Below are 25,968 nucleotides of genomic sequence, written 5' to 3' on the forward strand. Positions count from 1 at the left end.
CGATCAGCCTATAGCGGCACCAACACACCGTCAACCTGTCAACCCGTCAATCCATCTCCTCGTCTCAGAGTGGATAGCTGAAACTGAAGCTCAACCTCGGTCGCCGGCTCAGACTGTCCAGCGCAATGTCCGACATCGGCTTGGCCACCTCGACGGCGATGTTGTAACCCTGCCCATCACCAAAGCGCAGGCCAATCGCAGCAGAGGACATATGCGCCGACTGCACCTCCAGCCTGTTGAACCAGGCCCGCGCAACATCCAGCACGGCATACGGCTGCAGCACTCGAAGCCAATCGCCCTCACCCCTGAAACTGTAATTGAGCTCGTAGGCCAGCCCCCAGCCCTTGTCACCGGTGGCCTGGTCACGGGGGTAGCCACGGCCGAAGTTCTGCCCGCCGAACACCACCCGCTCACTGTCGGGCAGGCTGTCATTGCTCCAGTAACCCGCCGCCGAGGCCACGCCCTGCCAATGATCGGTGAAGTTGTCGCGCTGCAGGCCCGACAGGCGCAAGCGCAGAAAATCCAGGTCGTGGCCGGCGTTGCTGCGCGCACCGAAATGGTCCAGCCCCTGGTACACCCCGCCACTCACAATGCGCAGGCGCCGAGCCTCTGCCTTGCGCCAATCGACCTCGAACGACAGCGCGCGGACATCGGTCTCGCTGTCCATCTGCCGGGGCGCGCCAAGCCACTGGTAGTCGGTACGGTCCTTGACCATGTAGATACGCCCCACCGCCTCCAGCCACTCGCTGGCAGAGACGATCAGCGGTTGGCTCAGGCCAATCGAATAGCGCTCACTGTCGCGCTGCTGGAGCAAGTCATCGCCATTGTCCAGGCGAATCCGCGTGCGCGGATCACTGCGATAACGCGAGGCCGACAGCAGCAACTGCGAGCCCTCAGCGTCGACGAACTGGGCGTAGTCCAGGCGATAGTAGTGCGCCTTGTCCTCACCCGGAGGCGTCAGCACGCTGGCGCTCAGTTGCTCGGCGAAACGGGTCTGGGCGTTGCTGCTGGCACCCAGCAATGCCTGCAGGTCATCGCGGCTGCCGTCGTTGAGCTGGATAGTGCCGGTGAACGGTTTGCGCAAGGCCCGGACAACCATCCGGGCGCGCCCGTCGGCAGTGCCCGGCGCCAGTACCTGCGCCTGGGCAGTGACACCGGGGATGCGGCCGATCAGGCCGGTATAGCGTTCCAGGCTGGCCCGGGTCAGTGGCCGCTCGCTCACCAGTTTGTCCAGCAACTGGTCCAGGTAGCCGCGCGCCGGGCCAATGTCGCCCTCGAGCTGGCAATCGCCAATGTAGCCTTCCACCAGCACCACCCGCACTCGCCCCTCGCTGAAGTCCTGGGGCGGCAGGAAGGCGTACGAAAGCAGGTAGCCGTCCTGCTGATAGCGCTGGGTCAGTCGGTCAGTCAGCTCGACCAGTTCGCCCAGGCTGACCTGTCGACCGATCAACGGCTGGTAGTGTTCGCGCAAGTCGCTCAAGGGGTAGACGGTGCCCCCTTCGAACCGCACCTTGTGCACCTGCACCGGCGTGCTCATCGACAGCGCTGGCTGCTGCACCGCACGCGGCGCGGGCAATTGCAGCACAGGCGCAGCGGGGCGGTAGGCATCCACCGGCAGGTTCGGCGTGGGCAGCTGTGCTTCGATCTGGCTGCTGTCGAGGAAACCCGGCAGCGGGGCAGCGCAGACCAGGCCGCCCCAGCACACCAGTAACAGCACCAGCAGTGGACGCATGCGGACGCTCCCTGATCCCGAAGGTGCGCGAGTGCCCGTTGCTCACCCCCGCCACAGCAAGCGTAGGTGCCGGGATTGCAATCAGCCACCAGGCCACGGCCCGCTGAATCACTCGCTGACCTGGAACTCCACCCGCGCGGTTTCGCCGCTCTCGTCCAGCGCACTGAGCTCAATGCGCCCGGCCTGTTCGAAGCGCACCAGCAGGCTGTCCTGCCCGCGGGTTTCGCCCAGCGGCTGGCCATTCATGAACCACCAGCGCTGCCCGCCACCGCCCAGCGCCGACACCCGCACCTGCAGCGGCTCGCTGTTGGTGGCCGGGCGGCGCAGGTTGTCGCCCGGGCGCACACCGACGATCGACAGCGGGGGTGCGCTGGCCGCCACCTGCGGCGGGCAGCTCGGGTCCACGGCCGGCAGCCGCGCCGCACGCTGTTCGACTCGCGGCAGCCAAGGCTCCAGCGGCGCCGGCCACAGGGCTATGTCACGGGCCCTGGCGCCCGGGCAACCGGCATCGACGCGTAGCCCCTGCTCGTTGACCCATACCGTGTCGCGCAAGCCCAGGCCCAGCGGCTGGTCGGCGGCCTGCAAGGTGGGTGGCGTGGTGTTGTCGAGGGTCCAGGCGAAGCGCTGGCGGCGGCAGTTGGGGTCCTGGCGGTTCATCGGCTGGCCCAGCGGCCAGCAGATCGCGGCAACGCCCACCGAGTCCGGCACGGCCTCCACCGGCAGGCGGATGCCGCGCTGGGCATCACGGTTGCTCAGCAGGTCGTGCACCTGCAGCATCAGCGGCGCCGCCGAGGCCAGGCCGAACTGGCCCGGCACTGGCGTACCGTCCGGGCGACCGATCCACACGCCGATCAGGTAACGCGGGCCGACGCCCACCGACCAGGCATCACGAAAGCCATAGCTGGTGCCGGTCTTCCAGGCTAGTTGCGGGCGCTGCACCAGCTCGGCGTGAGGGTCGCGGTCGGGGCGTGCCAGGCCGCTGAGAATACGCCGGGTGACCCATGCCGAACCCGGTGACAGCAGGCGCTGCTCCAGCAGCGGGTCCTGCGGTTGCAGGCGGATCTTCGCGCTGCGCCCCTCACGGGCGAAGGCGGCGTAACCGCCGACCAGGTCTTCCAGCCGGCTGCCGGCACCACCGAGGATCAACGACAGGTTCGGCTCGGCCAAGGGCGGCAACACCAAGGGCACGCCGCCCATGCGCATCTGTGCAGCGAAGCGTTTCGGCCCGTAGGCTTCGAGCAACTGCACCGCCGGCAGGTTGAGCGACAGCGCCAGTGCCGAGCTGGCCGACACCGGGCCACTGAAGCCCATGGAGAAGTTACCCGGGCGGTAATCGCCATAACGCCGCGGCACATCCTGCAGCAGCGACTCGGAGTGGATCAGGCCATCGTCCATGGCCATGGCATAGAGGAAGGGCTTAAGGGTCGAGCCGGGTGAACGCAGGGCATGGATCATGTCGACATGCCCGAAGCGGCGCTCGTCGCCGATGTCGATCGAACCAAGATAGGCACGTACCGCCATGCTCTGCGTCTCCACCACCAGCAACGCCGCCGAGGTGCGCTCGGGCAGGCGTGCACGCCAGCCCAGCAGCAGGTCTTCCAGGCGCCGCTGCAGGCTGGCGTCGAGGGTGGTGCGGATCAACGGCGGGCTGTTCGGCGTGTTCAGACGCCGGGCCAGCAGCGGTGCCAGTGCCGGTTCCTGGCGCGGGGCGAGCAACAAGGGTTCCTCACGCGCCTCGGCAATGCGCTGTGCCGGCCACACCTGGTACTCGGCCAGGCGCTGCAGCACCTTGTCGCGGGCACGCTGGGCGCGCTGTGGATGGCGGTCGGGGCGCAAGCGGCTCGGTGCCTGCGGCAGCACCGCGAGCAAAGCGGCCTCGGCCGGCGTCAGGTGTTTCGGTGATTTGCCCAGGTAAGCCCAACTGGCGGCCGCCACACCCTGCAAGGTGCCGCCGAACGGTGCGCGGTTGAGGTAGATCTGCAGGATTTCGCGCTTGGGCAGGTGCCACTCCAGCTGCGCCGTGCGCCACAGCTGGCGCAGCTTGCCCGGCAGGGTACGGTCATGCGGGTCGAGCAGGCGCGCCACCTGCATCGACAGGGTGCTGCCGCCGGACACCACGCGCCCGCCGCGCAGGTTGAGCCAGGCCGCACGGGCCAGGGCCATGGGGTTGACCCCCGGGTGGTGGTAGAACCAACGGTCCTCGTAGCCGAGCAAGGCCTCCAGATAGAGCGGCGAAACCTCGTCCGGGCTGACCGGATAACGCCACACGCCATCGGCATCGGCGAAACGCCACAGCGGTGTACCATCCTCGGCCAGCACCACCCGCGCCAGGTCGTCGCCCGGCATCGGCAGCGGCCAGATGCGGTCGGCCAACCACAACAGGGCGATGGCCAGCAACAGGCCAACGGCGCCGCGCCGCAGGGCTCTCATCAGGCGTGGGCGGGCTAAGCTTGGCATCGGGAACCGACCGGGCCGGGTGATGGCCAAAGGCTTGGAACCACCGATTCGTTCATCAGGAAGCAACTATGCATGTAGAAGGTTTTTTCGAGTGGCTGGGCCAGGTACTGGGGTCGGTGATCCGTTTCATCGTCGATGGCCTGAGCGGGTTGTTCAACCTGCTGGCCAATGCCGGCGGCAACTTCATCGATGGCCTGGCACGCACCCTGGGCATGGACACTTCGCTGATCAGCATCCTCGCCTTGATCGTCGGGCTGATGCTGCTGTACTCGGCGGTGCGCGCGTTCATGCGGGCATCGATCATTCTCGGGATCATCTGGGCGTTGCTGGGGTTGTGGGTGTTGAGTTGGGTGGTGCATTGATTCACTGAGTGATCCCATAACGCCCCATCGCTGGCAAGCCAGCTCCCACAGGGTTGGCGCAAGCCTCGAAGACTGCGCCGAACCTGTGGGAGCTGGCTTGCCAGCGATGCGGCCGATACGGCCCTGCCAATCAGCGGGCGCGCACCACCATCTCGCCCTGGCTCTCGCCGACGGCCTGCACGTTCGGCCGGTACATCGACTCCACCTGCGGCGGCGGGATGCGGTAGCTGCCCGGGGTCACCGCACGCGCCAGGTACAGCAGGTGGGTGGTGCCATAGCTGTCGAGCTTGAGCGCCGCCACGTAGCGGTCGTCGCGGTACTCCTGGTGCACCACGCTGGCGTTCTGCATCGACTCGCGCCACTGCTTCACCGCGCTGCTGGCGTTGTCCAGGCTGGCGGCGCTCTGCGCCAGGTTCTGGTTTTCAAGCTCCAGCCCCGCCGGCAGCAGGTCGACCACCAGGGCATCCGGCACGTGGTCCCGGGCCTTGAGCGCCAGGTGCACCAGCACCAGGTCGCCACTGCGCAGGCTGCGTACATCCAGCGGTTGGCCATTCATGCCCAGGTACTCGCGGCGGATTTCCAGGCCATTGCCGCTGGCGACCGGGGCCTGGCGCGGGTAGCCCGACAGCGTCAGCTGCTGGTACAGGGTGTCGCTGCCTTCGTTCTGCACCGTCAGTGGCGAGGCCAACAGCGGGCCTTCGAGCTTCATGCCCGAATCACTGTTGCTGAACTCACGAACCTCGCCGGCGCTGTCCAGGCGTGCCTTCCAGCTGCCCTCCGGCTTGCCCAGCAAGCCACGGCCGGCGAGGAACAGGGCATTGCGCTCCTGGGTCGACAGCCAGCGGTTGGCTGCCAGCTCGTCAGACAGCGCGAACAAGCGCTGGTCGACCTGGTTACCGGCCAGGTTGTTCTCCTGCAACAGCGCGAGGATCAGCGCCTGGTCACGCAGCGCGCTGCCATAGTCGGCCATCCAGCCCTGGCTGCGACTGACCGCCAGGCCCGCCTGCAACGCCTGCTGCGAACGCGGCTTGTCACCCATCTTGTCCAGCGCCACCGCCAGTTGCACCAGCGGCAGGCCGGAGCGGGCATCGCTGCGGCGGTCGAACAGGCTGCGCAAGGCACCCAGCGGCGCCTGTTGGCTGCGCGCCAGCACCAGCGCGGCATAGGCCTGCACGGCAAAACGGGTGTGTTCGGCGTTCTGGCTGTAGTTGACCTCGATCAGGTTGCGCTCCTGCACATAACGCAGCAGGCGCTCGCTGGCCTTCTTCAGGACTTCGGCCGGCACCGCGTAGCCTTGCTCGCGGGCGCGCAGCAGGAAGTCAGTGACATAGGCGGTCAACCAGTACTCTTCCTCGCTGTCCGAACTCCACAGGCCGAAGCTGCCGTTGTAGCGCTGCATGCCCAGCAGGTGCTCGATGCCCATCTCGATCTTGCGCTTGCGCACATCGGCCGGCTCGCCCTTGATGCCCAGGCGCTTGAGGCTGTCGGCATCGGCGTACAGCGAGGGGTACAGGCCACTGGTGGTCTGCTCCAGGCAGCCATAGGGGTAGGCTTCCAGGGCGCGGATCTGCTCGGCCAGGTTCAGCGGCGGGCGGCTCGACAAGGCCAGCGTGGCCTCCAGGCCCGCCGGCTCGAACTCGGCCAGGTCGCTGCCCGGCAGGCTCCACGGCTGGTCCTTGAGGGCCACACGGTAGTGCTTGAGCATCGCCGGGTAGGCCGGGCGGATGCCCAGTGTCCACTCGCGTTCGAAGGTGTTGGCCGGCTCGCCCGGCAGTTGCAGGCCATTGACCTGCACCCGCACCTTGCCCTGGCCGAGGCCGCCCTGGGCCTGCACCGGGATCATCAAGGTGGTGCGCTGGCCTTCGCCGAGCGCGACGTTCTGCTGGGCCCCGCCCAGCAGGTTCAACTGGCCTTCGCCGATCACCTGCACGGTAAGTTGCTGGGCACGGCCGGACAGGTTGGCCAGGTCCAGCGCCAGGCTGGTGCGGTCGCCACCGGCAAGGAAGCGCGGCGCCGACAGCTCGGCAATCAGCGGCGCGGCCACCACCGTCTTGCCTTCGGCCATGCCGAAGTGCTCTTCGGTCCAGGCCTGGGCCATCAGGCGCAGCTCGCCGTTGAAGTCGGGGATGTCGACCGTGGCCTGGCCTTCGCCTTTCTCATCCAGGGTCACCGGCAGGCTCTGCTGGGCAACGATGGTGACCGTGGTGTTGGGGCGCTTGCCCCCCTTGGCCATGGCCGCGTCGCCACCGAACGCCAGGCTGGCCAGGCGGCCCTGGCCGGCCTCGATCAACTGGCCGTAGATGTCCAGCTGGTCGGCGCCGTAGGCCTTGCGGCCGAACAGGCTGGCGAACGGGTCGGGGGTCTTGAAGTCGGTGATGTTGAGGATGCCCACGTCCACCGCGGACAACAGCACATGCACCTGCTTGGGCACGCTGCCGTCGGCGTTGACGGCCTTGAACTTCACGGTCAGCGGCTGTTTCGGGCGCATCTTCTCCGGCGCCTGCAGGCTCACCGCGAGCTTGCGCTCGGCGCGGTCCAGCGGCAGGTGCAACACGCCTACGGCGCGCTTAGGCGTGGCATTGGCCTTGCGCTCGCCCGGGCGAATCACCAGGGCACTGATGTACAGGTCATGGCGTGCCCACTTCTTGTCCAGCTCGACCTCGAAGGTCTTGCCTTCGGCCGGCACGTCGATTTCCTGCCACCACAGCGGGCCATCGGCGGACTCGACCATCAGGTAGCCGGAGCCTGCGGCCGGCGGGGTGACGGTGACCTTGGCGGTGGTACCTTCCTTGAAGGCCGGCTTGTCCAGGGCGATCTTCACCTGGTCGGGGCGCACCGCGCCGCCTTCGGCGTTGTCCTGGGCGCGGTAGCCCGCCCAGAAGCGCGCGCTCGACACCAGGCCGGTCTGCGGGTCTTCCACCTCGACGCGGTACGGACCCCACTCCACCTGGAAGTTCAGCTTGGCGGTGGAGCCGGCCTTGACGCTGACGGTCTCTTCGCTCTGGGTGAGGAATTTTTCGTTGTAGTTGTAGCTCCAGCCGTCGCTCTGGGAGTAGTTCCAGTAGTAGTCGCGGCGCTCACGGATCAGGCGCACCTTGAGGTCATTGGCGGCGAGCTTGTTGCCGTTCTGGTCGGCGACCAGGAACTCGAACTCCACCGGGCCGTCGCCGTCGGTCTCTTCACCGTCGAACAAGCCACGCAGGCCCGGCAGGCGCTCGGCGGGCCAGATCGGCTGTTCCAGGCGGCGGGTGATCGGCCGGCCACCGGACTCCTGCAGGCTGGCCTGCACGGTCAGTTGCAGCGGTGAACGCGCTTCGCTCCAGCGGCTTTCGATATCGATACGGGCCTTGCCGGCCTGGTCGAGGGTGACTTCGTCCAGCTCCAGGTCCTGGTTCAGCTCGGTCTCGGTGACCGCGCCGAACTGGTAGCCCGGCAGCGCCTTCACCGCTTCGCGCAGCGGGCGCACGTAGGCCTGGCCGCTGAGGCGGTTGCCGGCCGCCGGGGCGCCGTAGAGGTAACGGCCATTGACCTGGATGGTGGCGGTCTGCTCGGGCGACAGCGGTTTGCTGCTGCCCTTGAGCTCCAGCGCCAGGCGCTCGGGGAGGAAGTCCTCGACGAGGAATTCGTAAACCTGTTTGCGGCCACCGCCCAGGTCCAGCAGCAGTTGCCAGCGGCCGGTCGGTGCTTCCGTGGCCAGTTGCAGCTGGTACTGGAACAGGCCGTTCTGGTCGGCCTCCCAGACGAACTTGCGGCTCACCTGCTCATCCGGGCGACGCACTTCGACGCTGACCGGCTGAGCCTTGACCGGCTTGCCGTCCTGGTCGCGCAACAGGCCGTTGAGCAACACCGTTTCGCCTGGGCGATACAGGTCGCGTGGGCCGAAGATGAAGAACTGCAGCGGGTTGGCCTGGGGGCCGGTGATGTCGAATTCGGCCAGGTCCAGGGCCGCGGTGTTCAGGCGCAGCAGGGTGGTGTGCACGCCCTGGGTGGCGATCAGCGTGTCGGCCTTGGCGGTGATCGGCAGTTGCGCGTGGCCGTCGCCGTCGGTCTTGGCCTGCGCCAGCAGCTTGCCCTTGTCGTCGTGCAGTTCGAGGGTCACGTCCTTGAGTGCCTTGCCGCCTTCCAGGGCCTGGGTGAAGACGTCCAGGCGGTCGCGGTAGCGGTGGGCAGAGACGCCGATGTCACTCAGGGTGAACAGGGTCGCCGGCTGCGAATAGTCGTAGGTGCCCGAGGCGCGCATCACGGCCAGGTACACCCCCGGTTCCTGCAACGGCTTGATCCCGGCGATCGGCAGCAGCACGGTCTCGCGGGTGTTGCGCGCAGGGTTGAGGTCGAAGCGGCCGCCGTAGACCAGCTCGGCCATGTCCAGGGTTTCCTTGGACTGGTAGTAGTACAGGCTGCTGTTGCGGCCCCAGTTGGCCAGGAAGGTCGAGAGCATCTCGGGTTTGACCCGGAAGAACTCGACATCGACCTTGGGCACGTTCAGGGCAATCACCGGCAGGCCTTCGGCCAGACGGGTCGGCAACAGCGAGCCACGGCTGGCGAAGCCCACGGTGGGCTGCATGTCGCGGGTTTCGAAGCGGCTGACCGATTCGCTCTCGAGCGTATTGCCGTTGACCGCCAGCAGGCCCTTGTCGATGGTCAGGACCATCTTGCGCTGCGGCTCCAGGTGGCGCAGGCGCAACTCCATCTGATTGTCGGAGAGTTCCCAGGCGCCGTCGACCTTGCCCTTGACGGTGTCGACCAGGTGCAGCTTGGCGGCGAAGTCCTGGTTGGCGTCCAGCGGCGCGGACAGGCTGACCGACAGGGTGCTGGCACCGTCGAGCTGCACTTCCGAGACATCCAGCACGTTGAGCTCGCGGCCGGCGTAGCGCTTGGCGAGCACGGCCGGGTCTTCGCGCTTGGCCGCTGGTTGCTCGATGGCAGCGGCGGGTTTCTCGGCGGGCGCCGGTGGTTTCTCCGGTGTGGAGGAATCACAGGCGCTGAGCAGGGCCAGCGCGCAGGCCAGCAACAATCCTTTGTTGAGCATTTTGAGGGTGAACTCTTTGGCAGCGTGTACGTGAGGGGGGCAACTATAGCGCAACGCGGTCAGGGTTACCCGACCGCGCGCGGCAAGTGAGACCCTGTTCGCGCCGATTGGTTGCCGGGCAGGTACAATGCCGGACCTTCATTCAAGGGGCGCGCAGCGGCCCCAAGCACTCCCGGCCCACGCATGTCTGAACTGTCCACCGCCTGGCACCACCGCCCCACCCACCGCAAGGTCTGGGGCCTGGCCGCGCCGATGATCCTGTCCAACATCTCGGTGCCGCTGGTGGCGCTGGTCGACAGCACGGTGATCGGCCACCTGCCCCATGCCCACCAGTTGGGCGCGGTGGCCGTCGGCGCCACGCTGTTCACCTTCATGGTCGGCCTGATGGGTTTCCTGCGCATGGGTTCCACCGGCTTCGCCGCCCAGGCCGCCGGCCGTGCCGACGGCGCTGCGCTGCGCCAGGTGCTGGTGCAAGGGCTGTTGCTGGCACTGGCGTTCGCCGTACTGATCGGCCTGCTGGCCCTGCCCTTCAGCCAGTTGGCGCTACAGGCGATACAGCCCAGCGCCGCCTTGCACGCGTCCACCGAAGCCTTCTTCCACACCCGCCTGTTCGGCCTGCCGGCAGCCCTGGCCAGCTATGCCCTGGTCGGCTGGTTCCTCGGCACCCAGAACGCCCGGGCACCGCTGGCGATCCTGCTGACCACCAACCTGCTCAACATCGCCCTGAACCTGTGGTTCGTGCTGGGCCTGGACTGGGGCGTGATCGGCTCGGCCCGGGCCTCGGTGATCGCCGAATGGAGCGGTGCACTGCTGGGCCTGGCCCTCACCCGCCCGGCGCTGCGCGCCTACCCCGGGCACATTGCCTGGGCCGCGCTGCAACGCTGGCAGGCCTGGCGACCGCTGCTGGCAGTCAACCGCGATATCTTCCTGCGCAGCCTGGCACTGCAACTGGTGTTCCTGCTGCTGACCCTGCAGGGTGCGCGCCTGGGCGAGGCAACGGTGGCAGCCAATGCCCTGCTGCTCAACGGCCTTCTGCTCACCGCCTATGCGCTCGACGGCCTGGCCCATGCGGTGGAGGCCCTGTGCGGCCATGCCATTGGCGCGCGCGACCGGGACAGCCTGCGCGGTGCACTGGTGGTGGCCTGCGGCTGGTCGCTGATCGTCAGCCTGGGCTTTGCCGTGCTGTTCCTGCTGGGCGGGCATTTGTTCATCGACCTGCAAACCGATATCGCCAGCGTGCGTGAGGCGGGGTATCCGTACTTGCCGTATCTGGCGCTGCTGCCGTTGATCGCAGTGTGGAGTTACTTGCTCGATGGGTTGTTTATTGGCGCCACGCGGGCGCGGGAGATGCGCAATGCAATGCTGGTGTCGGTGCTGATCGCCCTGCCCTTTGCGCTGGGGTTGAGCGGATTGGGCAACCATGGCTTGTGGCTGGCCTTTTTGCTGTTCATGGCGCTGCGGGCGGTGACGCTGGGGTGGGTGGGGTGGCGGATGCAGCAGAAGCGGCTTTGGATTCAGTGACGCCGGGGCCGCTTTGCGGCCCTTCGCGGGTGAACCCGCTCCCACAGGGCTGACTCGCAAGCGTGGGAGCGGGTTCACCCGCGAAGGGCTGCAAAGCAGCCCCAATAGACCTCAAGAAGACAGGTACGAAGAGCGGGTCAGCCCCAGGCGCAAGGCATCCAGGAACTGGGTCCGCTCGCGGGCGCTGATCTTGGCGCTGGCCACCTTGTCGCGGTAGTGAGTCATCAACTCCTCCGGCGACAGGTGCACGTAGCGCAGCATGTCCTCGATGGTGTCGTGGGTCTCGATACCGGCGTGGTACACGCTGCCATCGGCATTCTGGTAGATGTTCACCGAGTCGGTGTCACCGAACAGGTTGTGCATGTCACCCAGGATTTCCTGGTAGGCACCGACCAGGAACACGCCCAGCAGGTAGTCCTCGCCCTCCTTGACCGCATGCACCGGCATGCTGGTCTCGATGCTCTGCTCGTCGACGTACTGGTTGATCTTGCCGTCGGAGTCGCAGGTCAGATCCTGCAGCACCGCGCGGCGCAGCGGCTCTTCGTCCAGGCGGTGCAGCGGGATGATCGGCAGCACCTGGCCGATGGCCCAGGTGTCCGGCAGGCTCTGGAACACCGAGAAGTTGCAGATGTACTTGTCGGCCAGCTTGTCGTTCAGCTCATCGAGCACCTGGCGGTGCGAGCGCTGGCGGGCCTTGAGCGAGTTGTGCAGGCGGCGGCACACGGCGAAGTAGCATTGCTCGGCCAGGGCTTTCTCGGCCAGGGTCAGCTTGCCGTCTGCGTACTGCGCAGCCACGTCACCCATGTAGTGGGTGGCGCGCCAGTAGGTCTCGGTGACCATCTCGATGTCGGTCGGGCCCAGCAGGTCGGCCAGCCACTGCACGGTCTCGGGCAGGCTTTCCTTGTTTTCGATCCGCGGCACTTCGTCGTTGTGGCTCTCGACGTCGGTCACCTGGATCACCAGCATGGCGTGGTGCGCGGTCAGCGAACGGCCACTCTCGGAGAAGATGTGCGGGTGCGGCAGGCCCTGCGCGTCGCAGAACTCCTTGAGCATCCCGACCACCACGCCGGCATAGTCGTCCATGTCGTAGTTGATCGAGCTGGCGTTGCGCGAGTGGGTGCCGTCATAGTCGACGCCCAGGCCACCGCCGACGTCGATGTGATCGACCGGCAGGCCCAGGGCGCGCAGTTCGCCGTAGTAACGGATCGCTTCCTTGAAACCGTGCTGGTAGTCGGCCAGGTTGGCGATCTGCGAGCCCATGTGGAAGTGCAGCAGGCGGATGCCCTGGTCCAGCTTGGCGTCACGGAAGCGCTGCACCACCGAGATCAGCTGGGCGGCGGACAGGCCGAACTTGGACTTCTCGCCACCGGTGTCGGCCCACTTGCTCGACGCCAGCGACGACAGGCGCACGCGCAGGCCGACCTGCGGCTTCACCTTGAGCTCGGCGGCCTCTTCGATCACCAGGGCGACCTCGGATTCCTTCTCGATCACGATGAACACGTTGTGGCCGAGCTTCTGGCCCATCAGTGCCAGGCGAATGAACTCGCGGTCCTTGTAACCATTGCAGACGATGGTGCCGCCTTTCGGGGCCAGCGCCAGCACCGCCAGCAGCTCGGGCTTGGAGCCGGCTTCCAGGCCGATGGAGACGTTCTGCGTGGCGATGATGTTCTCGACCACCGCCTCCTGCTGGTTGACCTTGATCGGGTACAGCGCGGTGTACTGGCTCTGGTATTCCAGGCGCGCGATGTTGGCGTCGAACGCACCGGTCAGCTGGCGCACGCGGTCCTGCAGGATGTCCGGGAAGCGCACCAGCAGCGGCAGCGACAACCCGCTCTGGCGCAGTTCATCGACTTGTTCGTACAGGTCGATCGGGGCGCTGCCCGGGCCGTTGGGGCGCACTTCGACGCGCCCGGCTTCATTGATGGCGAAATAACCCGCGCCCCAATGGCGGATGCCGTAAACACTGCGGCTGTCCGCCACGGTCCATTGGCTACCATCGTCTTTGCGTGTGCGTCGTACGGACATTCAAGTCCCCTATGGATAAGTCGAAGACACTGCCCCGCAAGGGGCGGGCGCAGTGTAGAAGCTGAAAATGACGATTCGTCCGTGCCCGCAGGTAGACCGCGCGCACAGAACCGAGTTTAGAAAGCCTTGGGCAAAAATCCCGTGACGGCCTCAGCCGCCGGACTTTTTCGCCTTGAAACCCTGCTTGATCAGCTCGCCGAGCAACAGCTCGACGTGGTCGCCCTGGATTTCGATGACCCCGTCCTTGAGCGCGCCGCCGGTGCCACAGCGGCGCTTGAGGGCGGTGGCGAGCTCCTTGAGCTGGTCCAGGGGCAGCGGCACACCGCTGATCGTGGTCACGGTCTTGCCACCGCGGCCTTTGCTTTCGCGGCGCACGCGGGCGATTCCGTCGCCTTCGGGGATGACCTGCTGGCTGCAGATGCAGGCGTCCACCGGTTTGCCACAGTCAGGGCAGTGCCGACCGGCATCGGTGGAGTAAACGAGACCGCCAAGGGCGGCGAAGGAAGAAGCTTTCTTGGTCACTTTTGTGCCTCTGTGCTGAGGACAAAAACTGGCCGACGGGAGCCGACCGCGAAGCCCCACTCTGGCAGGGGCGGCGCTACTGCCGCAAGGTTGTGCGGCAGCCCGAAAAGGGCGCGCAGTGTAACGATAAATCCGGCGCTTGCTAAGTACAGGATTGCGCCAATTTACGAATGTTTTGCGACCTCTCGGGCCTCATCGCCGGCAAGCCGGCTCCCACAGGGATTTCGCCGACCCTGTGGGAGCCGGCTTGCCGGCGATGGGGCCCTGAGCCATTACCCCTGGCTGGCCTTGTAGCGCTGCAACGCCGCCAACGAATCCGGGCAATAGGGCCGTGACGCACTTTCCAGCTCGGCCTGTTCGACAGGGATGAACCGCGCCTCGCTCACCTCTTCAGGCTGCAAGCGCAACGCCCCGTCCCACACTGCCGAAAACACCGCGCACCACAGCCGATTGCCCGGCTGGTCGAAGTAGAACTTCTCGTGGAAGCGCAGCGCAACGCCGCTCACCCCCAGTTCTTCTTCCAGCTCCCGGGCCGCCGAGTCTGCATAGCTTTCCTCATGCCCGACCATACCGCCCGCCGCCACATCCCAATACCCGGGATACAGCGCCTTGCTCAGGGTACGCCGGTGCACGCACAAGTCGCCGGCACTGTTGAACAGCAGGATGAAGGTGCAGCGCCCGATCAGGCCGCGCTCTCGCAGCTCGGCCCGCGGCAAGGCGCCGAGCGGCTGGTCGTGGTCATCCACCCAGGCCACCCGTTCGGCGTCGGAGGCCGCGCGGTGCGCGACCTCGGCAGGGCTGATGGCCATGTCAGCCCTGGGACAGCAGCTGGCGCAGGTCGATGACCGCGGCGTTGGCCCGGGAAATGTAGTTGGCCATTACCAGCGAGTGGTTGGCCCACATGCCGAAGCCGCTGCCGTTGAGCACCATCGGGCTCCACAGCGCTTCCTGGGAGGCTTCCAGCTCACGGATGATCTGGCGCACGCTGACGGTGGCGTTCTTCTTCGCCAACACGTCGGCAAAGTCGACCTCGATGGCGCGCAGCAGGTGCGACAGCGCCCACGCCTGGCCACGGGCCTCGTAGAACACGTTGTCGATCTGCAGCCACGGGGTTTCGACCACTTCTTCATCGACCTGGGGCGCCTGGCCCGGGGCCACCGACTCGGTCTTCAAAGTGTTGTTGAGCTTGACCCGGCCAACGCTGGCCGACAGCCGTTGCGACAGCGAACCCAGGCGGGTCGCGACGTCACCCAGCCAGTTGTTGAGGTTGTCGGCGCGGGTATAGAAGATCGCGCCCTGGTCGCCCTTGGCCAGACGGTTCTGGTAGCGGCCGAGCGACTTGATGCCCTCTTCGAACTCCGACTCGCTCGACGGCAGGATCCAGCTCTTGTTGTCGAAGTTGAAGCGCGGCTCGGCCTTGGCCAGGTCGGCGTCTTCGGTGGACTGCGACTGCGAACGGGCGAAGTCCTTGCGCAAGGCGCGGGACAGGTCGCGCACCTGGACCAGCACGCCATATTCCCAGCTCGGCATGTTGTCCATCCACAGCCCAGGCGGGAAACGGTCGTTGGAGATGTAGCCACCCGGCTTGTCGAGCAGGGTGCCGGCAACGGTCTTGAGGGTTTCGACGGTGGTGTAGCCGATCACCATCTGCTGGCCGTTGCGCTCGGCGGCGGCCTGGGCGTTCTGCTGCACCGGGAACAGTGCCGGCTCCTCGCTCCAGTACCAACCCAGGCCCAGGCAGACCAGCAGGTACAGACCGATCAGGGTCCCCAAGGCGCGGCTCCAGAGGCCGCCCAGATAGCTACGGGTGGCCGAGCCACGGGCTTCAACCCGCTCGCGAGGCTCGGCTTTGGCCTCGCGGTTTTTCCAATCCAGCATGGCATTGTCCTTGATCAGTGGAGACGGTACAGGGCTTGGACCTCTGGTTGGCGCCAGGGTGCCACGGCAAGCCCGCGTGGCAGCACTATAAAGCAGACGCCGCCATTCGTATAAGCGACCAACGGGTCGACAACTGAATAATCGTCCCTGAACACTTTGTTGACCCTGGGCACTCGCTTGTCGGAAAAGCGGTGCTAGCATAGAGCCATCACTGAACCTGCACCTCCTCTACTAACAAGCAGTCAGGACATGACCCAGCCAGCCGACCCGAGCCACGAGCGCCTCAAGCAGCATTTTGCCCAGCGGGTCATCCACCAGGCCCGGCAGATCCTCGAAATCTGGCAGCGCCTGCAGCGTGGTGAATGGTCGAGCGCCGGCCTGGGCGAGCTGGGCGAAGCCAACCTGCGGCTGCAGCGTTACGCCGAGCGCTTCGAGCAACCCGAGCACGGCAGCCTGTCCACGGCCATCGGCCAGACGCTGCGCGCGATCGAAGCCAACAGCGCGCGGCTCAATTCCGAACTGATCGCCGAACTCAACCGCTTGATGCAACGCCTGTCGCGCACCGGCCTGCGCAAGGGCGACCAGCTCGACAACGTACCGCTGCCGCCCCTGCGCAAACCGGTGTACATCGTCCTGCAGGATCATGAGCGCGCCGAGCGCCTGGCCCAGCAACTGGAGTTCTTCGGCCTGACCGTGCAGGCCCTGTGCAGCGCCAACGCCTTCCAGGCGTCGATGAGCGAGCGCCTGCCGGCGGCCATCATCATGGACGTGGACTTCACCGGCCCCGGCGTCGGCCTGCAACTGGCGGCCCAGGCCCAGCAAGGCTTGGAGCAGCACATCCCGCTGCTGTTCTTCAGCCTGCACGAAACCGATACCCCCACCCGCCTGGCCGCCGTGCGCGCCGGCGGCCAGGAATTCCTCACCGGCACCCTGGAAGCTTCCAGCCTGCTGGAAAAAGTCGAACTGCTGACCAGCGCCACCCAGTACGACCCGTTCCGTGTACTGGTGATCGACGATTCACGCGCCCAGGCCCTGCACACCGAGCGCCTGCTCAACAGCGCCGGGATCATCACCCGCACCCTCACCGAGCCGATCCGCACCATGAGCGAGCTGGCCGACTTCCAGCCCGACCTGATCATCCTCGACCTGTACATGCCCGCCTGCACCGGCCCGGAGCTGGCCAAGGTGATCCGCCACAACGACCGCTATGTCAGCGTGCCGATCATCTACCTGTCGGCCGAGGACGACCTGGACAAGCAGCTCGACGCCATGAGCGAAGGCGGCGACGACTTCCTCACCAAGCCGATCCGCTCGCGCCAGCTGATCACCACCGTGCGCAACCGCGCCGCCCGCGCCCGCCACCTCAAGGCGCGCATGGTCCGCGACAGCCTCACCGGGCTGTACAACCACACCCACATCCTGCAATTGCTCGAAGACTGCAGCTTCCGCGCCCGGCGCGAGGAGCAGCCGCTGTGCTTCGCCATGCTCGACATCGACCACTTCAAGAAGATCAACGACCGCCATGGCCACCCCATGGGCGACCGGGTGATCAAGAGCCTGGCGCTGTTCCTCAAGCAACGCCTGCGCAAGACCGACTTCATCGGCCGTTATGGCGGCGAGGAGTTCGCCATCGTCATGCCCAACACCGGGCTGGCTGCCGCGCACAAGGTGCTCGACGACATCCGCCGACGCTTTGCCGAAATCCATTACCCGGCGCAGCCGCACGACCTGCAGTGCACCTTCAGCGGCGGCGTGGTGCAGCTGGATGACAGCCTCGATGCACTGACCATGGCCAGCGCGGCGGACGAAGCGCTGTACCGGGCCAAGCATGCCGGGCGCAATTGTGTGGTGCGGGTCGATCCGTAACGCCGGTACCGGCACTGTGCCACTTATTTTTGGCGCCAACGCTGCGTCGTCATCACCTCGTCATAAAACCGCAATAACTTCAGGCACCTACCTCCACTCCCCGCAGGAAGTCCGCGGCTATGCGCCTGAAGTGGCTGACCAATTTCAACACCCTGTTGCTGGTAACCGTGTGTATCGCCCTGGGCGCAACCCTGTGGTGGTCGCAACGTGCACTGGAGCGCCCCTATCAACTGATGGAGCGCTACCTGGGCCTGTCGCAGCAGTTCCAGAACGACGCCGCGCGCAACACCCAGGCCTACCTGGCCAGCGGTGACGCCCTGCGCCACGCCGCCGCCGTGGAAGCCAACAAGCAACTCCAGGCCGCTCTGGCTGACTGGCCCGAGGACTTGTCGGGCGAACTGCGCCCGAGCCTCGACAGCCTGCAGGCCTTCACCGCCAACGAACTGCTGGCCGCCGGCAAGCTGGCCGGCGACCCGCAGGCCTTGCTGTTGCAGGCCGAGCGCGAACTGGGGGCCAACCTTGAACAACTGGCAGGCTACGCCCGCGACAGCAGCAGCGCCGAGGCCAGCCGCTACCTTCCGCCGCTGATGGAGGCCACCCTGCACCTGGGCCGGCTGTCGCTGGCCCGCGACAAGCTGGTCAGCAGTAGCCGCGCCGAGCTTGCCGATGAAGTGCAACGCGAACTGCAACTGATCGCCGCCCAGGCCCAGACCCTCGACGGCCTGCCGCTGCTGGGGGTAACCCGCGCCGCCGAATCCAACGCCGACGACTTTGCCGCCATGATGGGCCTGGACGCGCAAGCCAGCGCCCAGCAGGAAGACGTCGCGGTCGGCCTCAAGCGCGAGCTGCAAAGCCTGCTCAAGCGTTACCCCGCCGAGCTGCAACGCACCCGCGAGCAGATCGAGCGGCGCGCCGCCCTCGCCGCCAGCACCGGCGAGCGTCTTGACGCCGTGCAGCAGGCCATCGCCGGGCTGGAGCCACAGGTGCGCGCCCAACACGGCAAGATCGCCGGCGAAGTGCGGATCCTCCAAGGCCTGATGATCGGCCTGATCCTGCTCATCGCGTTGCTGATCGACACCCTGCAACGGCGCCTGGCAGGCACCCTGAGCAGCCTCGCGCCGGCCCTGTCGCGCTGGGCCGAGGGCGACTTCGCCCACACCATCGAGCTGGGCAAGACCAACCGCGAACTGCACGACATCCAGGAGTCGCTGAACCGCCTGCGCCAGTACCTGGTTGAGCTGGTAGGCACCCTGCGCCACAACGCCGAGCAGGTGGCCGGCAGCAGCCACGCCCTGGCCGGCATGAGCAGCGCCCTGCACGACGGCGCCGAACGCCAGGCCGGCGACACCGCGCAGATCCGCGATGCCCTGGGCGAGCTGGAGGCGACCATCCAACAGGTGGCCGGCGATGCCAGCGCCGCCGCCGAGGCCAGCCACCACGCCGGGCGCGCGGTGGAACAGGGCCAGACGGTGATCGGCCAGAGCCTGTCCGGGCTGCGTTCGCTGGTCGACGAAGTGCAGGGCAACGCCCGCATGATCGAACAACTGGCCGAGGAGTCGGCCACCATCGGCGGCGTGCTCACGGTGATTCGCGCGATTGCCGAACAGACCAACCTGCTGGCCCTCAACGCCGCCATCGAAGCCGCCCGGGCTGGTGAAATGGGCCGGGGGTTTGCCGTGGTCGCCGACGAAGTGCGCTCGCTGGCCCAGCGCACCACCGGCGCCACTGGCGAGATCCAGGCGCTGATCGACCGCCTGCAGCAGGCCGCCCGCGACTCGGTGGACGGCATGCGCACCCAGCTGGAGCATGCCGAGGCCACCGCCAACCAGGCGCAATCGGCTGATGGCGCGCTGGACGAGATCGTCAGCGCCATCCGCACCATTGCCGACACCGCCGTGCGGATTGCCGATGTGACCGCGCAACAGACCGGCGCGGTGAGCGAGATTCGCGGGCACAGTGAGCGGATTCACGAGCTGGGCGAGGACAACCTGCAGCGTATTGGTGAAGGGCGCGAGCAGGGGGAGCAGTTGCTCAAGCTGGGCGGGGAGTTGAACACCGCGGTACGCGCGTTCAGGCTCTGAACGCATCGCGGGGCAAGCCCGCTCCCACGTCCTCGTGGGAGCGGGCTTGCCCCGCGATGGCCCATAGCCGCGCCAACTCCGCTATGATGCCCGCCAAGTTCCACCTCGCGAGTCCGCCATGCGCCGCCTGTTTTTCCTGCTGTTCCTGCTGCTGGCCAGCCCCGCCTTCGCCAGCGGCCTGCTCGACAACCGCCCCAGCGCCACCCTCGGCGCCGCCTCGCTGTCCAACAGCGCCGACTTCCTGCCGGTACACGAAGCCTTCAAGCTCAGCCTGGTGCAGGCCGACGCGCAAACCATCAAGCTGCGCTTCGTCGCCACCGACGGCTACTACCTGTACCGCCACCGCTTCCAGTTCCGCACCGAGCCTGCAGACATCGCGCTGGGCGCACCGAACATCCCCAAGGGCGAGGCCAAGCACGACGAGTTCTTCGGCGACGTCGAGGTGTACCACGGCGTACTGGACATCGAGCTGCCACGCACCGATCAACGCGCCTTCACCCTGCTGGTGGGCTACCAGGGCTGCGCCGACAAGGGCCTGTGCTACCCGCCGGAAACCGAACGGCTGAGCATCGAGGGCGAAGGCGGCGCGCTGCCGGCCACCGCTGAAACCGGCTGGAACTGGAAGTCCCTGGCGCTGTTCTTCCTCGCGGGCCTTGGCCTGACCTTCACTCCCTGCGTGCTGCCGATGCTGCCGATCCTGTCCGGAGTGGTGCTGCGCGGCCAGGTCGGCGGCCTGCGTGGCCTGTCGCTGTCGCTGGCGTATGTGCTGCCGATGGCGGCCAGTTTCGCCGTGCTGGGGGCGCTGATGGGCCTGTTCGGCGCCGGCCTCAACCTGCAGGCACGTCTGCAGTCGGCCTGGGTGCTGGTGCCGTTCGCCGGGTTCTTCGTGTTGTTCGCCCTGGCCATGTTCGGCCTGTTCGAGATCAAGCTGCCACAGGCGCTGGGCAACCGCCTGGAGAAGGTCGCCAACCACACCCGAGGCGGCTCGCTGCTGGGTGCGGCGGTGCTGGGCGTGCTGTCGAGCCTGCTGGTTTCACCTTGTGTTTCGGCGCCGTTGGCCGGTGCGCTGCTGTACATCAGCGCCAGCGGCGACGCCGTGGGTGGCGCGCTGAAACTGTTCGCCCTGGGCCTGGGCATGGGCGCCCCGCTGCTGCTGGTGGCCACCGGCGGCGCGGCCTGGCTGCCGAAAAGCGGCCCGTGGATGAACACCGTCAAGAACGCCATTGGCGTACTGCTGCTGGGCCTGGCCATCGGCCTGCTCAGCCGCGTGCTGCCGGGGCCGCTGACCCTGCTGCTGGTCGGCCTGCTGGCCGCTGGCGTGGCGCTGTTCCTTGGCGCCCTCGAGTTCGTGGTCAAGTCACCGCGCCAACGCCTGGCGCAGCTGCTCGGCCTGGTACTGCTGGTGTACGCACTGGCCTGCTGGTACGGCGCCCTGAGCGGCCAGGGCGACCCGCTGCGCCCGCTGCCAGCGCCGGTCGTGGCCACTGCCCCAACACAGGCCAAGGCCGATGCCTGGCAGACCCTCACCACCCCGGCCGCCCTCGACGCGGCCCTGGCCGAGGCCAAGGCCGCAGGCCAACCGGTGCTGCTCGACTGGTACGCCGACTGGTGCATCAGCTGCAAGGTGATCGAGCACGAAGTACTCAACGCCGAGCCTGTGGTCAAGCAATTGGGCGCGTTCCGCCTGCTGCGCTTCGATATCACCCAGAGCAACGCCGAACAGCGCGCCCTGCTCGACCGCTACCGCCTGTTCGGCCCGCCCGCGCTGATGTTTTTTGCGGCGAACGGCAGCGAAATGACCACTGATCGGGTGATCGGAGAGATAAACGCCGGCGATTTTGCGCAGATTTTGGCGCGCGTGCGTGGCCAACTCGGTCTATAACTTCCCGCGACCGGTGAAAAAACCGGTAACAAGTGACCAGAGTTAATCATCTGGTCACATACTTTGCGCGAATCTCGGTCATCGTGCTGGCTATTGCCGGGAACTGGACACTCATCGCTGCTTGCGGCATAGTCGCCGCGCTATGTCGAATTGCCCTACAAAACCAAGGAATCGCAGATGGCAACCCTACTGGTGCTGCACGGCCCCAACCTGAACCTGCTCGGCACCCGCGAACCGGGCCACTATGGCGCAGCCACGCTGGCGCAGATCAATCAGGACCTGGAGCAGCGCGCCCGCGCCGCCGGCCACCATCTGCAATACCTGCAGAGCAATGCCGAATATGAATTGATCGACCGTATCCACGCCGCGCGTAACGAAGGCGTGGACTTCATCCTGATCAATCCGGCCGCTTTCACCCACACCAGCGTCGCATTACGTGACGCATTGCTCGCGGTGAGCATCCCATTCATCGAAGTGCACTTGTCCAACGTGCACAAACGCGAGCCGTTCCGTCATCACTCCTACTTCTCCGATGTTGCCGTAGGGGTGATCTGCGGCCTGGGCGCCACCGGTTACCGGCTGGCCCTGGAGTCTGCGCTGGAACACCTGGCTGCCAACGCACAGCCCTGATGACACAAGGCCTTGGCCCACCGGCCAAGGCTCAGATGAAACGTTTTCGACACGTTTTCAAATTAAGTCCCCGACCGAACCTTGGGAGTTGCTGATTAATGGATATCCGTAAAGTCAAAAAGCTGATCGAACTGCTGGAAGAGTCCGGCATCGACGAACTGGAGATCAAGGAAGGCGAAGAGTCCGTTCGCATCAGCCGTAACAGCAAGACTCCGGCCGCTCAACAGTACTACGCACCTGCTCCGGTAGCCGCGCCTGTCGCCGCCCCGGTTGCCGCTGCTGCTGCCCCGGCTGCCGAAGCCGCTGCTGGCGCCCCGGCCCTGAAAGGCACCGTGGTGCGCTCGCCGATGGTCGGCACCTTCTACCGCAAGCCTTCGCCGACCTCGCCGAACTACGCCGAAGTGGGCCAGACCGTGAAGAAGGGCGACACCCTGTGCATCGTCGAAGCCATGAAGATGATGAACCACATCGAATGCGAAATCGGCGGTGTGATCGACGCCATCCTGGTAGAAGACGGTCAGCCGGTTGAATACGACCAGCCGCTGTTCACCATCGTTTGAACCGCGGAGAGCCAACGATGTCTGGGAAGCTCGAAAAAGTCCTGATCGCCAACCGCGGGGAAATTGCCCTGCGGATCCTGCGTGCCTGTAAAGAGCTGGGTATCAAGACCGTCGCCGTCTACTCCAAGGCCGACAAGGAACTGATGCACCTGGGTCTGGCGGACGAGACGGTCTGCATCGGCCCGGCGCCGTCCAAGGAATCCTACCTGCACATCCCGGCGATCATCGCCGCTGCTGAAGTGACAGGCGCCACTGCCATCCACCCGGGTTACGGCTTCCTCGCGGAAAACGCCGACTTCGCCGAGCAGGTGGAAAACTCCGGCTACATCTTCATCGGCCCGAAAGCCGACACCATCCGCCTGATGGGCGACAAAGTGTCGGCCAAGGACGCCATGATCAAGTCGGGCGTGCCGACCGTTCCGGGCTCCGACGGCCCGCTGCCGGAAGACGAAGAAACCGCGCTGGCAATCGCCCGCGAGGTGGGTTACCCGGTGATCATCAAGGCCGCCGGTGGCGGTGGTGGTCGCGGCATGCGCGTGGTGCACAAGGAAGAAGACCTGATCGAATCGGCCAAGCTGACCCGCACCGAAGCCGGTGCTGCGTTCGGCAACCCGATGGTCTACCTGGAGAAGTTCCTGACCAACCCACGTCACGTGGAAGTGCAGGTACTGTCCGACGGCCAGGGCAACGCCGTGCACCTGGGCGACCGTGACTGCTCGCTGCAGCGCCGTCACCAGAAAGTTCTCGAAGAAGCGCCGGCCCCGGGCATCGACGAGAAGGCCCGCCAGGAAGTGTTCAAGCGTTGCGTCGACGCGTGCATCGAGATCGGCTACCGCGGTGCCGGTACCTTCGAGTTCCTGTACGAGAACGGCCGCTTCTACTTCATCGAGATGAACACCCGCGTCCAGGTCGAGCACCCGGTTTCGGAAATGGTCACCGGCATCGACATCGTCAAGGAGATGCTCAGCATCGCCGCTGGCAACAAGCTGTCGTTCCGCCAGGAAGACGTGGTGATCCGTGGTCACTCGCTGGAGTGCCGGATCAACGCCGAAGACCCGAAGAAGTTCATCCCGAGCCCAGGCACGGTCAAGCATTTCCACGCCCCGGGTGGCAACGGCGTTCGCGTCGATTCGCACCTGTACAGCGGTTATTCGGTTCCGCCGAACTACGACTCGCTGATCGGCAAGCTGATCACCTACGGCAAGGACCGCGACGAAGCCATGGCGCGCATGCGCAATGCCCTGGACGAGATCGTCGTCGACGGCATCAAGACCAACATCCCGCTGCACCGCGACCTGGTGCGTGATGAAGGTTTCTGCAAAGGCGGCGTCAACATCCACTACCTCGAGCACAAACTGGCCCACCAGGAGTGATCGCGTTAGCGAGATGAAAGAACCCCGGCCCAGTGCCGGGGTTTTTTATTGCCTGCCAGCGGTTCGCCGATCCCTGCAGGAGCGGCCTTGTGCCTTAGCCCTTCATCCGCGGCATCTCGATCCGGTGCTCATGCACGCGTCGATACAGGGTCGCCCGCGATATCCCCAGCGCCCGCGCCGCATCGGCCGGTTTCCAGCGATGACGGATCAGGGCATCCAGCAGCAACTGCCGGGCCGGGCAAGACGCGCCGCCTTCAGCCGAATCAACCGCGTCACCGCGCACCTCTTGCGGCAGGTCCTGCAATTGCAACTCCCCGCCCTCACTCACCGCACAGGCATAGCGCAACACCTGCCGCAGCTGGCGCAAATTGCCCGGCCAGCGATACACCAGCAATGCCTCCAGGGCCGCGTCCGCCAACAGCACCTCGACCCCGCAGGCCGCCGCCTCCTCGCCCAGCAACTGGTGGATCAACCCCAGCCGGTCATCGCGCTCGCGCAGCGGCGGCAATTCGAAACGGGCGTTGGCCAGGCGGAAGTACAGATCCTCACGGAAACGCCCCTCAGCGACCATCGCCGCCAGGTCACGGTGGGTGGCGCAGATCACCTGGATATCCACACGCTCGCGCCGCGCCGCGCCCAGCGGCGCCACCTCGCCTTCGGCCAGTACCCGCAGCAGGCGGGTCTGCAGGTGCAGCGGCATGTCGCCGATCTCGTCGAGGAACAGCGTGCCGCCATTGGCCTGCTGCAACAGGCCCTGCATGCCTTTGGCCGAGGCGCCGGTGAAGGCGCCGGCGACATAACCGAACAGTTCGCTCTCGATCAGGCTCTCGGGGATGGCCGCACAGTTGAGGGTGACGAAAGGCCCCTCGCGGCGCTGGCTCTGCTGGTGCAGCTGGCGAGCGAACACCTCCTTGCCGGCGCCGGTTTCGCCCTGTACCAGCACCGCCAGGTTGCAGTCCTTGACCCGCGTGGCCAGGCGCAGGTGCTGTTCGATGCGCGCATCCTGCGCCTGGCGCACGGGCTGCGCGCGCCCATGCCGTTGCGGCGCGCTGACCCGCCCATAAAGCCCACCCCAGCCCGGCAGGCGCTGGGCTGAAGCATCATGGGCGCGGCGCAACTGGTCCAGGTCGAACAACTCGCCGATATGCTCAGGCAACCGCCCGTCACGTTCCAGCAGACGCTGGCGGGCCAGGCTGTTGAGCGCCTGCAGGCGGCCATCGCTATCCCAGGCCAGCAGGTAGTCCGGCTGGCTCTCGACGTAGCCCGGCGTGCCATGGGCGCGCATCACCCAATGGCCCTGCACGCTGTGCATGAAGAAGGCGTTCTCGATCTCCCGTGCGGTCTGCTCGACCAGTTGGCGGATCAGGTGCTGGCTGCGCCGGTCATCCGGCGATTGCAACGCCGACACGTCCACCACCCCAAGCAGCTCGCCGGCCGGGTCGAACACCGGCGCCGCGGTGCAGGTCAGGCCAATGAACGCGGCGCGAAAGTGATCGCGCTTGTGCACCGTGACCGGCGCCTTGCTGGTCAGCACCGCCGCCACCCCACAGGTGCCCTCCTCGCCTTCCGACCAGCAGGTGCCCAGGTACAGCCCGGCCTTGCGGCAGTCGTTGCGGATCGCCGCCTCGACCCGGTAATCGATGGTGCGGCCCTGGGCATCGGTGAGCAGCACGCAGTAGTCGGCGCCACGCACCCGCTCATGCAGGCGTGCGACGGCATCGCTGGCGATGCGCAGGAACAGTTCGGCGCGCTCGCGGCATTCGTTGAGCAGGCTTTGCGAAAGGATGCGCGGGCCCTGCTGGGAGGCAGGGTCGAGGCGGTACAGCTCCATGGAACGGCGCCACGAGTCGAGGATCAGCGGCGGCACCGGCGCCTGGGGCAGGCGTTCGGCGTTCTTCAGCACCCGGCTGACGCAGTCGACATGGGCTTTGGAGTTCGCGGCAAGCATTGGGGCCCTCCGGTTCTCATTGTTCTTGTCGTTGTGCGGCCATTAAGCGCCAGCGCGGATACCCCGACAAGCGCTGTGTGATTGCCGGCCCACCTGAGACGC

The 25,968-nt window shown here is 66.5% G+C and carries 15 protein-coding genes and 1 pseudogene; 8 read left to right on the plus strand and 8 right to left on the minus strand.

Translation table 11 applies throughout. The features are described 5' to 3' along the window. Positions 1-64: 64 nt before the first annotated feature. Entirely contained in the window at positions 65-1,732 is a 1,668-nt protein-coding gene (locus LOY51_RS23825) for a ShlB/FhaC/HecB family hemolysin secretion/activation protein (RefSeq protein ID WP_258643332.1), read from the minus strand. A gap of 108 nt (positions 1,733-1,840) precedes the next feature. Then, complete coding sequence (gene pbpC / locus LOY51_RS23830; RefSeq protein ID WP_125860549.1) at positions 1,841-4,189, minus strand: peptidoglycan glycosyltransferase PbpC; 2,349 nt, start codon at positions 4,187-4,189, stop codon at positions 1,841-1,843. Between the two features lie 68 nt (positions 4,190-4,257). Between pbpC and LOY51_RS23835 the strand changes: the two genes are divergently transcribed. Then, entirely contained in the window at positions 4,258-4,551 is a 294-nt protein-coding gene (locus LOY51_RS23835; protein ID WP_125860551.1) for a hypothetical protein, read from the plus strand. Positions 4,552-4,681: 130 nt separating this feature from the next. Here the strand turns inward: LOY51_RS23835 and LOY51_RS23840 are convergent, their stop codons facing one another. Beyond that, a complete protein-coding gene (locus LOY51_RS23840) occupies positions 4,682-9,580 on the minus strand; it encodes an alpha-2-macroglobulin family protein (RefSeq protein WP_258643335.1) in 4,899 nt (1,632 codons plus the stop codon). Between the two features lie 183 nt (positions 9,581-9,763). On the opposite strand from LOY51_RS23840, the gene LOY51_RS23845 reads away from it, so the two are divergent. Beyond that, positions 9,764-11,101 carry an MATE family efflux transporter gene (locus LOY51_RS23845; RefSeq protein WP_258643337.1) on the plus strand — a complete coding sequence of 446 codons (1,338 nt, stop codon included), beginning with the start codon at positions 9,764-9,766 and terminating at the stop codon, positions 11,099-11,101. A 111-nt stretch (positions 11,102-11,212) separates the two neighbouring features. Here LOY51_RS23845 and speA read toward each other — a convergent pair whose 3' ends face one another. The 4 genes from speA to LOY51_RS23865 form a co-directional block, all read right to left on the minus strand. Continuing rightward, positions 11,213-13,126: an arginine decarboxylase gene (gene speA / locus LOY51_RS23850; RefSeq protein WP_125465687.1), complete on the minus strand. Its 1,914-nt coding sequence runs from the start codon at positions 13,124-13,126 to the stop codon at positions 11,213-11,215. 150 nt (positions 13,127-13,276) lie between these two features. Next, entirely contained in the window at positions 13,277-13,648 is a 372-nt protein-coding gene (locus tag LOY51_RS23855; RefSeq protein ID WP_125465688.1) for a translation initiation factor Sui1, read from the minus strand. Between the two features lie 272 nt (positions 13,649-13,920). Then, positions 13,921-14,457, minus strand: coding sequence for an NUDIX hydrolase (locus LOY51_RS23860; protein ID WP_125465689.1), 537 nt, complete (start codon positions 14,455-14,457; stop codon positions 13,921-13,923). Between the two features lies 1 nt (position 14,458). Further along, entirely contained in the window at positions 14,459-15,526 is a 1,068-nt protein-coding gene (locus tag LOY51_RS23865; RefSeq protein ID WP_258643339.1) for a DUF2333 family protein, read from the minus strand. Positions 15,527-15,775: 249 nt separating this feature from the next. On the opposite strand from LOY51_RS23865, the gene LOY51_RS23870 reads away from it, so the two are divergent. The 6 genes and pseudogenes from LOY51_RS23870 to accC all read left to right on the plus strand — a co-directional run bounded on the left by LOY51_RS23870 (position 15,776) and on the right by accC (position 23,918). Beyond that, entirely contained in the window at positions 15,776-17,392 is a 1,617-nt protein-coding gene (locus LOY51_RS23870) for a response regulator (protein ID WP_258643341.1), read from the plus strand. A gap of 1,565 nt (positions 17,393-18,957) precedes the next feature. After that, positions 18,958-19,473, plus strand: a pseudogene (locus tag LOY51_RS27300) (methyl-accepting chemotaxis protein); the annotation flags it as partial. Positions 19,474-19,591: 118 nt separating this feature from the next. Then, a complete protein-coding gene (locus LOY51_RS23880; protein WP_125860562.1) occupies positions 19,592-21,355 on the plus strand; it encodes a protein-disulfide reductase DsbD in 1,764 nt (587 codons plus the stop codon). A gap of 177 nt (positions 21,356-21,532) precedes the next feature. Further along, the gene (gene aroQ, locus LOY51_RS23885; RefSeq protein ID WP_011535870.1) at positions 21,533-21,985 is read left to right on the plus strand and encodes a type II 3-dehydroquinate dehydratase; all 453 of its coding nucleotides are present in this window, start codon (positions 21,533-21,535) and stop codon (positions 21,983-21,985) included. 98 nt (positions 21,986-22,083) lie between these two features. Further along, positions 22,084-22,545, plus strand: a complete 462-nt coding sequence (gene accB / locus LOY51_RS23890; protein WP_125465694.1) for an acetyl-CoA carboxylase biotin carboxyl carrier protein — start codon at positions 22,084-22,086, stop codon at positions 22,543-22,545. Positions 22,546-22,562: 17 nt separating this feature from the next. After that, positions 22,563-23,918 (plus strand): acetyl-CoA carboxylase biotin carboxylase subunit, encoded by a 1,356-nt coding sequence (accC, locus tag LOY51_RS23895; protein ID WP_125860564.1) that lies wholly within the window; start codon positions 22,563-22,565, stop codon positions 23,916-23,918. Positions 23,919-24,012: 94 nt separating this feature from the next. On the opposite strand, the gene LOY51_RS23900 is transcribed toward accC, so the two are convergent. Further along, a complete protein-coding gene (locus LOY51_RS23900; protein ID WP_258643346.1) occupies positions 24,013-25,866 on the minus strand; it encodes a sigma-54-dependent Fis family transcriptional regulator in 1,854 nt (617 codons plus the stop codon). Positions 25,867-25,968: the final 102 nt, after the last annotated feature.

Source organism: Pseudomonas sichuanensis, from assembly GCF_024749065.1.
Classification (GTDB): domain Bacteria; phylum Pseudomonadota; class Gammaproteobacteria; order Pseudomonadales; family Pseudomonadaceae; genus Aquipseudomonas; species Aquipseudomonas sichuanensis.